Below are 14,198 nucleotides of genomic sequence, written 5' to 3'. Positions count from 1 at the left end.
GGAGAACCCCACCCCTTTCCTGGTGTTGCCCGCTCCTCCACCCCCTACCCGGGTATCAAAGGGGAGTTGGCCCCCCGGTGTGACGTGCCGTCACCCGTCGCCTTCCTACCTTCCTCTCGCCAGCGAACGAGCGAGTACCGGAGAGGGAGGGCGACCCCATGCGCCGTATTTCGAGGACCCTGATCACCGCGGCCGTGGTCGCCGCGGTGGTCGGCGGGACGGCCGGCTGGGCGGCGGGCGACAGCCAGGAGGCGGTCACCGGGGCACCGGTCGGGACGGCGGAGTGGCGGGCCGCGGGGCTGCCGGACCCGGTGCGGACGGGCCCGGCCGGCATCGCGCGGTTCTTCGCCGGGCTGAGCCCGGTACGGCAGCGGGAGCTGGCCCGGACGCATCCGACGGTCGTCGGGAACCTCGACGGGGCGCCGCCGGAGCTGCGGTACGAGGCCAACGCCCGCACCACGCGCGGGGCGTTCGGCGGTGCGCAGGTCCTCGCCCACGACGGCCGCGGCCGCGGCCAGGTGGCCCTGGTGTACGGGGACCTGGCGCGGGCCGCACACGTCGCGGTGATCGTGCCCGGATCGGACGTCGCCGCGGACCGCGTGCGGTCGCTCACCGACATGGCGGCCGCCCTGCGACAGGCCGCGGGACCCGACACGGCGGTGGTGGCCTGGGCCGGGTACACCACTCCGGTCGGCGTCGGCGTGGACGCGGCCACCGGCCGACTGGCCGAGGCCGGGGCGGACCGGCTCACCCGCTTCGTCGACGGCCTCGCGGCCGTCGGGGCACCCGAGCCGTCCCTGTTCTGCCACAGCTACGGCTCTGTGGTCTGCGGCCTCGCCGCCCACCGGCTGAAGGCCAAGGACCTGGTGGTCTTCGGCTCCCCCGGGATGCGCGCCGCGAACGTGGCCGACCTCGGCACCTCCGCCCGCGTCTGGGCGGCGAAGGACCCGACCGACTGGATCGACCGGATCCCGAACGTCCGGGTCGGCGACCTCGGCCACGGCGCCGACCCCGCCGACCCGGCGTTCGGGGCGCGCCGGATCGCGGCCGACGACGCGGCCGGCCACGGCGGCTACCTCGCGCCGGGCACCTCGTCCCTGCGCGCCTTCGCCGCGATCGCCGACGGCTCCGTCCGCACGGCCGACGAGCCCCGCCCCGCCGCCGCACCCGTCGTCCCCGCCACCGTCCGCGCCGCCGCCGGCGCCCGTACCGAGGGAGAGGGCCGATGAGCAGCCTCGCGACCCTGGCCCGCCGCACGACGCGGACGATCGAGGCGGGCACCCCCGCCCACCGCGACCGGGCGATCGACGGGCTGCGCGCCCTCGCCCTGCTGGCCGTGCCCACCGGGCACTGGCTGCTCGGCGGCTTCACGCTCTCCGCCGACGGGGCGATCCACAACGCGAGTCCGCTGCGCGCCTTCGCGGGGCTCGCGCCGGTCAGCTGGGTCCTCCAGATGCTGGGGATCTTCTTCCTGGTCGGCGGCTACGCCTCCGTCCTCTCCTACCGGCGGAGAACGGGCTCCACGCGCGCGTGGCTCGGTGGCAGGCTCGCGCGGCTCGGCCGCCCGGTGCTCGGGGTGACCGCCGTCTGGGCGGGTCTCCTGCCGGTGCTGCGCTTCGGGTTCGACGTGCCCGTGGACACCCTGCGGACGGCGTCCACGCTGGTGATCCAGCCGCTGTGGTTCGTGGGGGTGTACACGGTGGTCACCGCGCTCACCCCGCTGTGCGTGCGGGCGGCCCGCCGCCTCGGGGTGTGGGCCGCGGCGCCGCTGCTCGGCTCGGTGGCCCTCGTCGACTTCCTGCGCTACGGCCCGTACGCGGACGCCGTGCCCTCCTGGCTGACCCTCCTCAACATCCTGCCCGGCTGGCTCTTCGCGTACCAGCTCGGCGTCTCCTGGGGCGAGGGCCGGGTCACCCGGCGGCACGCCCGGGCGCTGCTGGTCGGCGGGGCCGTGCTCTTCGCCGTCCTGCTGCTCGTCTTCGGCTACCCGGCGTCGATGGTCGGCGTCCCCGGCGAGGCCCGCACCAACTCCCATCCGCCGTCGCTGCTCGTGCTCGCCCTGGCGGCCGCGCAGAGCGGCGCCGCGATCCTGCTCAGGGACCGGCTCGGCAGGCTCCTGAAGCGGCCCGCGCTGTGGGCGCCGGTCGTGGTCGTGAACCTGTCGGCGATGACGATCCTGTGCTGGCACCAGACGGCGATGCTCACCGCGGCGGTCCCCGCCGCGTTTCTCGGCGAGGTCCCGGGGCTGGTCGGCGCGCCGGACTCGGTCGGCTGGATCCTGGCGCGGCTGGCGTGGATGCCGGTCTTCGCCGGACTGCTCGCCCTGATCGGGCGGTACGCGCGCGGGTTCGAGTCCCCGTGGGCGAAGACCGGGCCGGGCCGCCGCACCCTGGCGGGGCTGCTCGCGGCGGGCTTCGCGGCCTTCGCCCTGGGACTGGCGTGAGGCCCCCGGGGCGCGGAGCCCCGGGCCCCGGCGCCCCGGGGGCCGCGGGATCAGACCTCGCGGGCCGCCGACGTCGAGCTCATGTCCGGGTAGCGGTCGCCCGTCACCAGGCCGGCGATGGGCTCCAGTTCCGCGAGCTCGTCGGCGGTGAGCACGATGCGGGTGGCGGCGGCGTTCTCCAGGAGGCGGGAGCGCTTGCGGGTGCCGGGGATGGGGACGACCGTGAGGCCGTGGACGGCGGCCCGCTGCTGCACCCAGGCGAGGGCGATCTGCGCGGGGGTCGCGCCGTGCGTGGCGGCGATCTTGCGGACGGGGTCCAGGAGGGCGGCGTTGCGCTCCGCGTTCTCGCCGGTGAAGCGGGGCTGGCTCCGGCGGAAGTCGCCGCCCGACAGGTCCTTGGCGGCGTCGGCGAAGGCCCCGGTGAGGAAGCCGCGGCCGAGCGGCGAGTAGGGCACGAAGGTGACGCCGAGCTCGGCGGCCGCGCCGACGGCGCTGCGCTCCACGTCCCGGGAGAAGAGCGACCACTCCGACTGGAGGGCGGCGATCGGGTGGACGGCGTACGCCTCGCGAAGCTCGGGCCCGGTGACCTCGCTGAGGCCCAGGTGGCGGACCTTGCCCTGCCGAACCAGTTCGGCCATGGTGCCGACGGACTCGGCGAAGGGGATCTCCGGGTCGCGGCGGTGCATGTAGTAGAGGTCGATGGTCTCGATGCCGAGCCGGCGCAGGCTGTCCTCGACGGCCTTCCTGATGTACGCGGGGTCGTTGCGGAGGGCCCGGTAGGCGGGGTCGTCGGCGCGCCGCTCCACGGCGAACTTGGTGGCAAGGGTGACCTCGTCGCGGTGGGCGGCGAGGAACGGCGCGAGGAACTCCTCGTTGGCGCCGTTGCCGTAGATGTCGGCGGTGTCGATCAGGGTGACACCGGCCTCCAGGGCCGCGTCGAGGGTGTCGCGGGCGGCCGCCTCCTCGGTGTCGCCGTAGAACTCGCTGATCCCCATGGCGCCGAAGCCCTGGACGCCGATCTCGGGGCCGTCCTCGCCGCCGAGGCGTACGGTGTCGATCCTGCTCACGCTGGTCATGAAGGTGTTCCTCCGCATGCGGTGCCGTAGTGGCCGATCTTGATGTCGAGCACGGCGAGCGTGTCCTGGAGCTCGGTGATCCGGACGAGCACGTCCCTGCGGGTGGCCTCCAGGAGTTCCCGCCGGGCGTCCCGGGTGTGGTCGCCCTCCCGCACCAGCTCGGCGTACCGGACCATGTCCGCGACCGGCATCCCGGTGAGCCGCAGCTTGCCGACGAACGCGAGCCAGTTCAGGTCCTGCTCCGTGAAGCGGCGCTGGCCGGTGTGCGAGCGGTCGACGTGCGGCATGAGGCCGATCCGCTCGTACCAGCGCAGGGTGTGCGCCGACAGGCCGGTCAGCGCGGAGACCTCGCTGATGGTGTGGTGGGTCCGGGGCCGGATCGGGCTCGTGCTCGCCGTCGCGCTCATGCCTCCACGCTAAAACGTTGGAGTGCACTCCAAGCAAGTAGGCTCGGCCCCATGCAGAGCAGCGTGCCGAGTCTGGCGTCGATCGAGAACTGGCCCGTCCCCACCGCGGCGGCCGCCGTGGTCCGCGCGGACGGCACCCTGGCCGGGTCGTACGGCCCCACCGGGCAGCGCTTCCCGCTCGCCTCCGTGACCAAGCCGCTCGCGGCGTACGCCGTCCTCGTGGCGTACGAGGAGGGGGCGATCGACCTCGACGAGCCGGCCGGGCCCGAGGGCGGGACCGTGCGCCACCTCCTCGCCCACACCTCGGGGCTCGCGTTCGACGAGAACCGGGTCATGGCCGCGCCGGGCACCCGCCGGATCTACTCCAACACCGGTTTCGAGGCCCTGGGCGACCACCTGGCCAAGGCGACCGACATCCCGTTCGCCGAGTACCTCCAGCAGGCCGTCCTGGAGCCGCTGGGCATGGCGTCGACGACGCTGGACGGCTCGCCCGCCAAGGACGCCGTCTCGACCGTCGACGACCTGGTGCGGTTCGCCGCCGAGCTGCAGGCGCCGCGGCTGCTCGACCCGCGGACCGTCCTGGAGGCAATGAGCGTCGCGTACCCCGGACTGACCGGCATCCTGCCCGGGTACGGGCACCAGCGGCCCAACGACTGGGGTCTCGGCTTCGAGATCCGCGACGGCAAGTCCCCGCACTGGACGGGCGCCGGTTCCTCGCCGCGCACCTTCGGGCACTTCGGGCAGTCCGGCACGTTCCTGTGGGTGGACCCGGACGCGCGCGCGGCGTGCGTGGCGCTGACCGACCGGCCCTTCGGGGCGTGGGCGGTCGAGACGTGGCCGCCGTTCACCGACGCGGTCCTGGCCGATCTGCGGGCGGCCTGAGAGCCTGACCCGGCACCGCCGCGCCCCGCCGGTTGTTCGTCTATGCGTCGCAGCGGGCCGTGGGCAGGATGCCGTCCGGGCCGCTCAGGGACACGTCGACGAGACCGGCGTCGTCCTCCGCGTAGGCGGTGGTGCACACCAGCTGGCGGACACCCGCCTCGGACAGCTTCTTCACGGGGAACGGCGTGCGGATCCAGACAAGCCGGCGTGTCCTGGCGCCCGTCGCGGGCTCCCCGGTCGAGTCCTGCAGCACGGTCGGGCTTCCCGCCTCCGCCCCGGGGAGGGCGGTGGTGATGCCCGCCGTGACCTCGTAGGGCCGCGGTCCGGCCACGAGCATGGCGAGGATCTTGTCGGTGGCCACCCCGTCGCGGGAGATCTCGTAGTCCGGGCCGAAGAAGTCGGTCGGGGAGCCGTCGCCCGGCCCGGGGACACCGAGCCCGCGGGCCACCGGCATCGAGCGGCCGTCGGCGTCGACGAAGTACAGCACGACCCGGTCGCTCGGCGGCGGCTGGGCCTTGACCGTGGCCGCCCCGCCCGCCTCGACGACGTCGGTCTTCTGGATGCCGCAGCCGGCCACGACGGCCGGCACCAGCAGGGCGAGCAGGGCGGCGGCCGTACGGCGGCGGGCGTCCCTCCGTGCCGCGCGGCGGCGCCGGGCGCCCACGGTCACGGTGCCGGTCGCGGTGTCCGTGCCGGTTGCGGTCCCGGTGCCCGTCACGGCGGTGTCCGTGCCGGTCACAGCGGCATCCGCACCGTGAAGACCGCCCCGCCCTCCGGGGAGTTGGCGGCGGTGACCGTGCCCCCGTGGAGCCGAACGTTCTCCAGGGTGATCGCGAGGCCGAGGCCACTGCCCGCCGAGCGGGTCCGGGCCTGGTCCGCCTTGTAGAAGCGGTCGAAGACGTGCGGCAGGACGTCCGGGTGGATGCCGGGACCCCGGTCGGCGACCTCCGTCACCAGCTGTTCCTCCTCCGCCCACAGCCGGACCGTCACCGGCGCCGCGCCGTGCCGCAGCGCGTTGCCGACGAGGTTGGCGACGACGACGTCGAAGCGGCGCGGGTCGAGCCGGGCCCTGATCCCCTCCCCGAGGTCCGTGACGACCTGCGCCGGATCGGTCCAGTACCGGTGCTGGAGGGTCTTGCGGACGCAGTCGGCGGCGTCGACCTCGTCGGTGTGCAGCTCCGCGGCGCGGGCGTCGAAGCGGGAGATCTCCATGAGGTCCTCGACGAGTACGGCGAGCTTGCCGGTTTCGGCGCTGATGAGGCGGACCGCGCGGGCCGTGTCGCTGTCGAGGCCGCCGGCGTCCTCGTCGAGCACCTCGGTGACGGCGAGCATCCCGGCGAGCGGGGTGCGGAGTTCGTGGGAGACGTCGGAGGCGAAGCGGCGGGCCCGGGCCTCGGCGTCGCGCAGCTCCGCGACGGAACGTTCCAGCTCGGCGGCGGACTCGTTGAACGTCCGTGCGAGGTCGGCGAGTTCGTCGCTGCCCGTGGCGTGGATACGGGTGTCGAGCCGGCCGCGTCCCATGCTGCGGGCCGCGTGGCGGAGCTCGCGTACCGGCCGGAGCACACCGCGCGCGGCGATCAGGGCGGGGATCAGGGCCACGGCGAGGGCGGGCAGGGCGCCGTCGCGGGCGGCCGTGACCATCGCCTCGACGTTGGCCTCCTCCTCGTCGAGTTCCATGACGGCGTAGAACACGAGGCCGGTGCGCTGCGGCGGGCCGTCGGGCGAGTGGGCCAGGAAGACGGCGGGGACGGCGATGGTGAGGTACGGGGTGCCGTTCTTGACCACCCGCTGGAAGCTGCCGTGCGGGACGGCCTCGTCGCCGGCGGCGCGGGCCCGCAGCTCCGGCGTGATGACGGAGGAGGTGGGCCGGTCGGTGGAGGAGACGCGGAGGGTGCCGTACTCGGCGTAGACGCGCCAGGCGCGGGGCTTGCCCTGGCGGGCGACCAGCATGAGCGTGTCCCGCAGCATGTCCGGTTCGACGGGCAGGGTGACGCCGATGGCGGCGACCTGCTCGCGGAAGGCGGAGACGGCGGTGTCCTGGGTCTGCTCCAGGATCGCGTTGCGGGCGGCCCGGTAGGTGAGCGCCGCGGTGGTGCCGCAGCCGACGGCGGCGACGAGCAGGAAGGCGAGGACGAGCCGGGTGCGCAGTCCGAAGGGGTGCGGGCGCAGCCGCGGGCTCCGGCCCTCGCGCCGGGCGGCCCGCTTGCGGCGCCCGCGCCCGGTCGCCCCGTGGTCCTGATCGCGGTCGTGGCTGTGGCCGTGACCGGAGTGCCCGCCGTGCCCGCCGGGGCCGTCCCGTCCGGTGTCCTCGTCCGGGGTGACGCAGGCCTTCACTGCGGGCCCAGCGGGCCGAAGCGGTAGCCGAAGCCGCGCAGGGTCTGGATGTAGCGGGGCTCGCCCGGGGTGTCCTCGATCTTGTTCCGCAGCCGCCGGACGCAGGCGTCGACCAGCCGGGCGTCGCCGTGGTAGCTGTGCTCCCAGACGTGTTCGAGGAGCTGCTGGCGGCTGAAGACCTGCTCGGGCGCGGCCGTGAGGTGGAGCAGCAGCTTCAGTTCGGAGGGGGCGAGGGCGATCCGCTCGCCCGCCTTGGCGACGGTGAGGCCGGCCCGGTCGACGGCCAGCTCCCCGTGGAACTCGACGGCGGCCCGGCCGCCGGCCGGCTCCTCGATGCGCCGCAGCACGGCCCGGATGCGGGCCTCGATGACCTCGGTACGGGCGGGCTTGACGATGTAGTCGTCGGCACCGGCCTCCAGGCCGATGACCACGTCGAAGTCGTCGCCGCGGGCGGTCAGCATGATGATCGGCAGCTGGCTGTTCTCGCGGACCCGGCGGCACACCTGGACGCCGTTGATGCCGGGCAGCATCAGGTCGAGCAGCAGGAGGTCCGGCCGGAACTCCGCGAGCGCGTCGAGTCCGGCCTCCCCGGTGGCGGCGGTGCGCACCTCGTGCCCGCGGCGCCGGAGTCCGAGCTCGACGCCTTCGCGGACGGAGGGGTCGTCTTCTATCAGGAGCACGCGGGGCATCTGTGAAGTATCCAAGGTCGAAGGGCCCCTCCTGGCGGAGGGGGTGGGCTCAGCGGCGGTGGGCGAGACCGCGCAGCCGGCCGCTCCCGGCCCCGAGGAGGGCCTGGACCTCGGTGAGCCCCAGGGGCCTGGCGAGGACGGCGAAGACGGTGAGGACGGTCAGCGCGCCGGCCGCCCCGGAGGGCACCGCCCCGGCCGGGCCGGTGAGGTCGGTGACGAGGAGTCCGTAACCGGCAGCGGGGACGGCGGCGGCCAGCAGCCGCACGAGCGCCCCGGCGGAACCCCCGGAGACCGGGCTGACGGTCGCCGGACCGCCGGGCGCCGGGCCGCTCGCCTTGAGCCTCCCGCGCAGCACGGAGGCCGTGACGGCCCAGCCCACCCAGAGGGCGAGCGAGTATCCGGCGGCCATGCCGGCGACCGCCCAGCGGGTGGGCAGGTAGTGGTGGGCGGCGAGCGACAGTCCCGCGTTGAGCCCGGCGATCACCAGGTTCAGCAGGAACGGGGTGCGGGTGTCCCGCAGCGCGTAGAAGGCCCGGTTGCACACGTACTGCCCGGAGAGGGCGACGAGGCCGGGGGCGAAGGCCATCAGGATCCAGGACATCGCGCGGACGTCGTCGCCGGTGGTCGCCCCGTACCGGAAGACGGCCGTCAGCAGGGGGACGGCGAGCGCGAGGAGGGCACAGGCGGCCGGGACGACGGCGGCCTGGCTGGTCCGCAGGGCGTACGAGACGTCCCGGCGGACCCCCACGAGGTCCCCGTCGGCGGCCGCGGCGCTCATCCGGGGCAGCAACGCCGTGACGAGGGAGACCGTGATGATGCCGTGCGGGACCGACCACAGGAGATAGGCGTTGTTGTACGCGGCGAGGCCGCCGCCGCTGACCGTGCCGCCCGCCGAGGTGGCGAGCAGGGTGGTCACCCAGTACGCGCCCTGGTTGGTGAGCACGAGCAGGACCAGCCAGCCCGCCGAGCGCAGCGGCGCGGCGAGGCCGCTGCCGCGCCAGTCGAAGCGGGGCCGCCAGCGGAAGCGGGCGGCGCGCAGCGAGGGCAGGAGGGCGAGGGCCTGGAGCACGATGCCGGCGGTGGTGCCCCAGCCGAGCAGGGCGGTCTCGCCGGGGGTGAGGGCGCCGCCGTCGGAGACCACGAGGAAGAGGGCGAAGACGGCGACGACGACCACGTTGTTGAGGACGGGGGTCCACATCATGGCGCCGAAGCGGCCCCGGGCGTTGAGGACCTGGCCGAGCAGGGTGAAGAGGCCGAGGAAGAGGATCTGCGGCAGGCACGCGCGCGCGAAGGCGACGGTCATCTCCCGCTGCGCGCCGGTGTAGTCGGTGTAGGTGTCGACGATCAGGGGCGCGGCGAACACCGCGGCGGCGGTGAGGACGGCGAGGGCGAGCACGCAGAGGGTGAGCAGCCGGTCGGTGTAGGCGGCTCCGCCGTCCTCGTGCTCCTTCGCGGCCTTGACCAGCTCGGGGACGAAGACGGCGTTGAGGGCGCCGCCGAGGAGGAGCGTGTAGATGATGGTGGGGACGGTGTTGCCGACCGCGTAGCCGTCGGCTACGGCGGCCGCGCCGAGGGCGGCGGCGACGACGGAGGCGCGGACGAAGCCGGTGGCGCGGGAGACGAGCGAACCGGCGGCCATGAGCGCGCCGCTGCGCAGCGCGGACGGGCGGGGCTTCGCCCGTTCCCTGCCGGGCTGTTCGGCGGTGAGCGTGGCGGTCATCGGCGGGCCAGGTACGCCTGGAAGGCGCGGAACAGCGCGTGGTTGGTCGTGCCCTGCAACGGTGTCTCCCACTCCCCCAGCGTCTCGACGACCTGTCCGCCCGTGCCGAGCTTCCAGCGGAGCAGCCCGTGGGCACGGTCGCCCGGGTCGAGGGTGGAGGGTACCCCGCGCAGGTCGTAGACGGCGGCGCCGAGGGCGTGGGCGTCCAGCATCATGCGCCACTGGAGGGCGTTGGAGGGCCGGACCTCCCGGCGGTGGTCGGCGGAGGCGCCGGTCTGGTACCAGACCCGGCCGCCGACGGTGACCATGGTGTGGGCGGCGAGGATCTCGCCCTCGTGGCGGGCGAGGTAGAGCTTCATCCGGCCGGGGTGCTCGGCGTTGAGGACGGCGTACTGGCGCTCGTAGTAGGCGAGGGAGCGGCCGAGGCGGAAGCCGTCGCGCTCCTCGGTGACGCGGAGCAGCCGGTAGAACTCGGGGAGGTCGGCGGCGGATCCGACGGTGATCTCGACGCCGGACTTGCGGGCCTTGCGGACGTTGCGCCGCCACTCCTGGTTGAGGCCGGTCCACAGGTCATCGGCGGTGCGGCCGGCCAGGGGGACCTGGAAGACGTGGCGGGGCTGGGCGTCGGCGCCGTCCTCCGACTCCCCGCCGCAGCGGCGCCAGCCGCGGGCGCGGAGCCGTTCGGCGACGGCGGTCCCCAGCGGGTCGACCTCGTCGGCGAGGACGTCGGACAGCCGGCGGCCGGGGCCGGTGGCGGCCTTGGCGGTGGCGGCGTTCCACCGGCGGTAGGCGGGCCCGGGGCCGATGCGTACGGCGAAGGCGCCGCAGGAGCGGAGGTGGCCGAGCAGCGGGGTGAGCCAGCCGTCGACGTCGGGGTCGGACCAGTCGGCGACGGGGCCCTCGGGCAGGTAGGCGAAGTACTTGCGGGTGCCGGGGAAGGGCCGCAGGAGGACCAGGGCGACTCCGGCGAGTGCACCGGACTCCGGTCCCCAGCCGATGAGTTGGTGCTGCCAGCCGTCCTTGACCTGCGCCCAGGCGGGCACCTGGAGGAAGCTGGGCCCGTCCGCACCGGAGCGGGAGGCGAGGAAGGCGCGGTAGACCTCGGGGGTGACGGGGCCGAGCCGCAGGGTGCGGCGCTCGGTGGGCGCGGCCGTCACGAGCAGGGCTGACACAACGGGAGCCTCCTTGTTCCGCCCCTCGGTGGTGGGGCGCACAGCAGGCTCACAGCCGAATTCGACGGAGTCGCGCGTCGAATGTGACCGGACGATGACCGTTGTGCCGCAGCCCCCGTCATACGGGCCCGGGGCCCGCCGTGCGGGGCGGGAGGCGACCTAGAGTCCGAAACATCCCACTCGCGTCCCACACTCTGCGGAGGTCTCCCGTGCTGCGCATACGCACAACCCGTCCCGTTCTCGCGGCAGTAGCGCTGACCGTCTCCCTGACGGCCTGTTCGGCGCAGGCGGCGAGCGGCCCCGGGGGGAACGGGGATGCCACGGCGGACGGGTCGCAGTCCCCGCCGGCGAAGGTGACGGTCGTGGAGCCGGCGGCGGGCGTCCCGGTGACGGTGACCGCGGCGGGCGGCACGATATCCGAGGTGAAGGTCCGTGACGGGGACGGCGGTTCGCTCGCGGGGCGGGCGGCCGCGGGCGGCACCCGCTGGGTCTCGGACCGCAAGGCGGCGCCCGGCACCCGGTACACCGTGGAGGTCACCTCGCGCACGGCCGACGGGAAGGAGTCGACCACCCGGTCCTCCTTCGAGACGGCCCGGGCCGGCCAGGTCAACAAGGTGACCCTGGCCCCCGGCAAGAACACCACCGTCGGCATCGCCCACCCCCTCTCGATCGTCTTCGACCTGCCGGTGACGAAGAAGGCCGACGTGGAGCGGCAGCTGAAGGTGACCACCTCGAACGGGACCGAGGGCTCCTGGGGCTGGGTGAAGGACCACTCGGGCCGGGACAGGGCGGACTGGCGGCCGCGGGCGTACTGGAAGCCGGGCACGAAGGTCACCCTGCGGGCCGATCTGAACGGCACGGACTCGGGCGGCGGCTGGTTCGTACGGGACTACCGCACCGGCTTCACGGTCGGCGCCGCGCAGGTCGTGAAGGTCGACCTGGACCGCCACCGGCTGACCCTGAGCAAGGACGGCCGCACGGTCCGCACGATCCCGGTCTCCGGCGGCACCCCGGGCGGCGACAAGCGGTCCTGGCGGGGCACGGCCGTGCTGATGGCGAAGGAGGGCACCATCAACATGAACTCGGAGACGGTCGGCCTCGGGGACGCCTACGACAAGGACGTCGACTACTCGATGCGACTGACCTGGTCGGGTATGTACGCGCACGCGGCCCCGTGGAACGCCCGCTACTTCGGCAACGCCAACAGGAGCTCCGGCTGCATCGGCATGAGCGACGCCGACGCCGCCTCCTTCTACGCCGCGGTGAACGTCGGCGACCCCTTCGAGATCACCGGCCGGGACACCAAGGGCACGGTCGCCGAGGGCAACGGCTACGGGGCGTGGAACCTGAGCTGGGAGCAGTGGCGGAAGAAGAGCGCGCTGGCCTGAGGGGCCGGACCCCGGCCGGTCAGCCGAGGGCCCTGCGCCAGTCCCGCATCTCCCAGACCAGGACCTCCGCACCGGTCGTGGCGACGAGGGTGCGGTCCCCGCAGCCGGTGAGGCGGACGGCGTCGCCGGGTCCGAGCGGCTCCTCGCCAGTGCCGTCCGCGCCGCGCCCCGGCGGCGGCCCGCCCGCACCGTCCGCTCCATCCGGCTCACCGGCGCCGAGCGCGACCGTGCCGCGGACGACGTGGACGTACGCGTGGTCGGCGGCCGGTACGGGGATCCCCCCGCCCGCCGCGGCCCGGTGGACGTGCAGCCGCGCGTCCGCCGCCGGAAGGTCGTAGGAGGTGCCGGACGCGCCGGTCCCGCGCACCACCTCGTACGCGGGCTCCCCGCCCGGCGACAGCGGTGCGAGCCACATCTGCACGAAGACGAGGGGCACGTCGCCGTCGTTGCGCTCGACGTGCCGGACCCCGCCGGCGGAGCTCAGCCGCTGGAGGTCGCCGGGGCGGACGACGGTGGTGTGGCCGGCGGTGTCGTGGTGGGTGAGCTCCCCCTCGACGACCCAGGTGACGATCTCGGTGTGGCTGTGCGGGTGCTCGTCGAAGCCGGCCCCGGGCGCGAGCCGCTCCTCGTTGCAGGCGAGGAGCGCGCCGAAGCGCAGGTTGTCGGGGTCGTAGTGCGGGCCGAAGGACAGGGCGTGCCGGGTCTCGATCCCGGCGGCCGGGTCGCCCCCGGGGTACCGCTCCGCCGCGCGCTGGATGCGTATCACGAGGCCTACGGTAGTGCGGCGCCGCGGCGCCCTCCGGGGGCCGGGCCCGGCGCCGGGCCCGGCCCCCGGAGGGACCCCGCACGCCGCCGTCCCGATAAGGCAGTCTTGTCCCCGTGCCTGAACCCACGAACGCCCCTCACCCGCACGCCGCGACCCTGAAGCGCCTCGAACAGTCCTCCGGGCGGCTCGCCGCCAACGCCATTGCCCGCATGGACGAGACGCTGCCGTGGTACCGGGCGATGCCGCCCGAGAACCGGTCGTGGATCGGCCTGGTCGCCCAGGCCGGCATCGCCGCGTTCACCGAGTGGTTCCGGCACCCGGAGACCCCGCAGGCCATCTCGACGGACGTCTTCGGCACCGCGCCCCGCGAGCTGACCCGCGCGATCACCCTGCGCCAGACCGTCGAGATGGTGCGCACCACCATCGAGGTCATGGAGACGGCGATCGACGAGGTCGCCGCGCCCGGCGACGAGTCCATCCTCCGCGAGGCGCTCCTCGTCTACGCGCGGGAGATCGCCTTCGCGACGGCCCAGGTGTACGCGCAGGCCGCCGAGGCGCGGGGCGCCTGGGACGCGCGCCTGGAGTCGCTGGTGGTGAACGCGGTCCTGTCGGGCGAGGCGGACGAGGGCGCGGTGTCCCGCGCGGCGGCGCTGGGCTGGAACTCCCCCGACCACGTGTGCGTGATCCTCGGGACCGCCCCGGACGGCGACAGCGAGCTGACGGTGGAGGCGATCCGCCGCGCGGCCCGGCACGCCAAGCTCCAGGTCCTCACCGGGGTCCTCGGCAACCGGCTGGTGGTCATCGCCGGCGGCAACGACAACCCGCTGGCCGTGGCGAAGGCCCTGATCGGCCCGTACGCGGCGGGGCCGGTCGTCGCGGGCCCCGTGGTCCCCGACCTGCTGGCGGCCACGCGCTCGGCCCAGGCCGCCGCGGCGGGCCTGAAGGCCTGCTCGGCGTGGCAGGACGCGCCGCGCCCGGTCCTCGCGGACGATCTCCTGCCGGAGCGCGCGATCGCGTCCGACCCTTCGGCGCGCGAGCAGCTGGTGGAGGAGATCTACAGACCGCTGGAGGAAGCGGGCTCGGCGCTGCTGGAAACTCTCAGCGTCTATCTGGAACAGGCCAGTAGCCTCGAAGGCGCGGCCCGCATGCTGTTCGTGCACCCGAACACCGTGCGCTACCGGCTTCGACGTGTGACCGACGTCACCGGCTGGTCACCCTCCGATGTCCGTTCGGCGTTCACGCTGCGGATCGCGCTCATCCTCGGGCGCTTGGCCGACGCGGATCCGCAGTCCTAGACTTTTGTCGAACACCAACAATTCCC

13 protein-coding genes are annotated in these 14,198 nt (G+C 74.6%); 5 read left to right on the top strand and 8 right to left on the bottom strand.

The genetic code is table 11. The features are described from left to right. Positions 1-158: 158 nt before the first annotated feature. Together EAO70_RS20050 and EAO70_RS20045 are read left to right on the top strand one after the other, a co-directional pair. On the top strand, positions 159-1,229 hold the full coding sequence (locus tag EAO70_RS20050; protein ID WP_148004257.1) for an alpha/beta hydrolase: 1,071 nt from the start codon (positions 159-161) through the stop codon (positions 1,227-1,229). Then, positions 1,226-2,443, top strand: coding sequence for an acyltransferase family protein (locus tag EAO70_RS20045; protein WP_148004256.1), 1,218 nt, complete (start codon positions 1,226-1,228; stop codon positions 2,441-2,443). Before EAO70_RS20050 ends, EAO70_RS20045 begins: the two co-directional genes overlap by 4 nt. Positions 2,444-2,493: 50 nt before the next feature. Here EAO70_RS20045 and EAO70_RS20040 read toward each other — a convergent pair whose 3' ends face one another. Together EAO70_RS20040 and EAO70_RS20035 are read right to left on the bottom strand one after the other, a co-directional pair. Next, complete coding sequence (locus EAO70_RS20040) at positions 2,494-3,519, bottom strand: aldo/keto reductase (RefSeq protein ID WP_148004255.1); 1,026 nt, start codon at positions 3,517-3,519, stop codon at positions 2,494-2,496. Beyond that, the gene (locus EAO70_RS20035; protein WP_148004254.1) at positions 3,516-3,926 is read right to left on the bottom strand and encodes a MerR family transcriptional regulator; all 411 of its coding nucleotides are present in this window, start codon (positions 3,924-3,926) and stop codon (positions 3,516-3,518) included. The genes EAO70_RS20040 and EAO70_RS20035 overlap by 4 nt, the downstream gene beginning before the upstream one ends. A gap of 51 nt (positions 3,927-3,977) precedes the next feature. Here EAO70_RS20035 and EAO70_RS20030 point away from each other — a divergent pair, with 51 nt between their 5' ends. Next, positions 3,978-4,808 (top strand): serine hydrolase domain-containing protein, encoded by an 831-nt coding sequence (locus EAO70_RS20030; RefSeq protein WP_261992954.1) that lies wholly within the window; start codon positions 3,978-3,980, stop codon positions 4,806-4,808. 40 nt (positions 4,809-4,848) lie between these two features. Here EAO70_RS20030 and EAO70_RS20025 read toward each other — a convergent pair whose 3' ends face one another. From EAO70_RS20025 to EAO70_RS20005, 5 genes are all read right to left on the bottom strand, one after another. Next, a complete protein-coding gene (locus EAO70_RS20025) occupies positions 4,849-5,547 on the bottom strand; it encodes a hypothetical protein (RefSeq protein ID WP_148004253.1) in 699 nt (232 codons plus the stop codon). Continuing rightward, positions 5,544-6,977, bottom strand: a complete 1,434-nt coding sequence (locus EAO70_RS20020) for a sensor histidine kinase (RefSeq protein ID WP_261993041.1) — start codon at positions 6,975-6,977, stop codon at positions 5,544-5,546. Before EAO70_RS20020 ends, EAO70_RS20025 begins: the two co-directional genes overlap by 4 nt. 161 nt (positions 6,978-7,138) lie before the next feature. Beyond that, positions 7,139-7,831: a response regulator transcription factor gene (locus tag EAO70_RS20015; protein ID WP_148004251.1), complete on the bottom strand. Its 693-nt coding sequence runs from the start codon at positions 7,829-7,831 to the stop codon at positions 7,139-7,141. 49 nt (positions 7,832-7,880) lie between these two features. Further along, a complete protein-coding gene (murJ, locus tag EAO70_RS20010) occupies positions 7,881-9,551 on the bottom strand; it encodes a murein biosynthesis integral membrane protein MurJ (RefSeq protein WP_148004250.1) in 1,671 nt (556 codons plus the stop codon). Further along, on the bottom strand, positions 9,548-10,723 hold the full coding sequence (locus tag EAO70_RS20005) for a lipid II:glycine glycyltransferase FemX (RefSeq protein WP_148004249.1): 1,176 nt from the start codon (positions 10,721-10,723) through the stop codon (positions 9,548-9,550). Before EAO70_RS20005 ends, murJ begins: the two co-directional genes overlap by 4 nt. Before the next feature lie 194 nt (positions 10,724-10,917). Between EAO70_RS20005 and EAO70_RS20000 the strand changes: the two genes are divergently transcribed. Further along, complete coding sequence (locus EAO70_RS20000) at positions 10,918-12,111, top strand: Ig-like domain-containing protein (protein WP_410091391.1); 1,194 nt, start codon at positions 10,918-10,920, stop codon at positions 12,109-12,111. Positions 12,112-12,130: 19 nt separating this feature from the next. Here EAO70_RS20000 and EAO70_RS19995 read toward each other — a convergent pair whose 3' ends face one another. Then, positions 12,131-12,877, bottom strand: coding sequence for a pirin family protein (locus EAO70_RS19995; RefSeq protein WP_148004247.1), 747 nt, complete (start codon positions 12,875-12,877; stop codon positions 12,131-12,133). A 113-nt stretch (positions 12,878-12,990) separates the two neighbouring features. Between EAO70_RS19995 and EAO70_RS19990 the strand changes: the two genes are divergently transcribed. After that, on the top strand, positions 12,991-14,172 hold the full coding sequence (locus EAO70_RS19990; RefSeq protein ID WP_148004246.1) for a PucR family transcriptional regulator: 1,182 nt from the start codon (positions 12,991-12,993) through the stop codon (positions 14,170-14,172). The last annotated feature ends 26 nt before the right edge of the window (positions 14,173-14,198 follow it).

Source organism: Streptomyces sp. adm13(2018) (genome assembly GCF_008042145.1).
GTDB lineage: Bacteria > Actinomycetota > Actinomycetes > Streptomycetales > Streptomycetaceae > Streptomyces.
Note: the sequence above shows the minus strand (reverse complement) of the source record. Positions and strands in the feature narration are given on the sequence as shown.

Coding starts and splice junctions, on each gene's coding strand:
- EAO70_RS20050 (WP_148004257.1), top strand. CDS start 159: ATGCGCCGTATTTCGAGGACCCTGATCACCGCGGCCGTGGTCGCCGCG.
- EAO70_RS20045 (WP_148004256.1), top strand. CDS start 1,226: ATGAGCAGCCTCGCGACCCTGGCCCGCCGCACGACGCGGACGATCGAG.
- EAO70_RS20015 (WP_148004251.1), bottom strand. CDS start 7,831: ATGCCCCGCGTGCTCCTGATAGAAGACGACCCCTCCGTCCGCGAAGGC.
- EAO70_RS20035 (WP_148004254.1), bottom strand. CDS start 3,926: ATGAGCGCGACGGCGAGCACGAGCCCGATCCGGCCCCGGACCCACCAC.
- EAO70_RS20040 (WP_148004255.1), bottom strand. CDS start 3,519: ATGACCAGCGTGAGCAGGATCGACACCGTACGCCTCGGCGGCGAGGAC.
- EAO70_RS20030 (WP_261992954.1), top strand. CDS start 3,978: ATGCAGAGCAGCGTGCCGAGTCTGGCGTCGATCGAGAACTGGCCCGTC.
- murJ (WP_148004250.1), bottom strand. CDS start 9,551: ATGACCGCCACGCTCACCGCCGAACAGCCCGGCAGGGAACGGGCGAAG.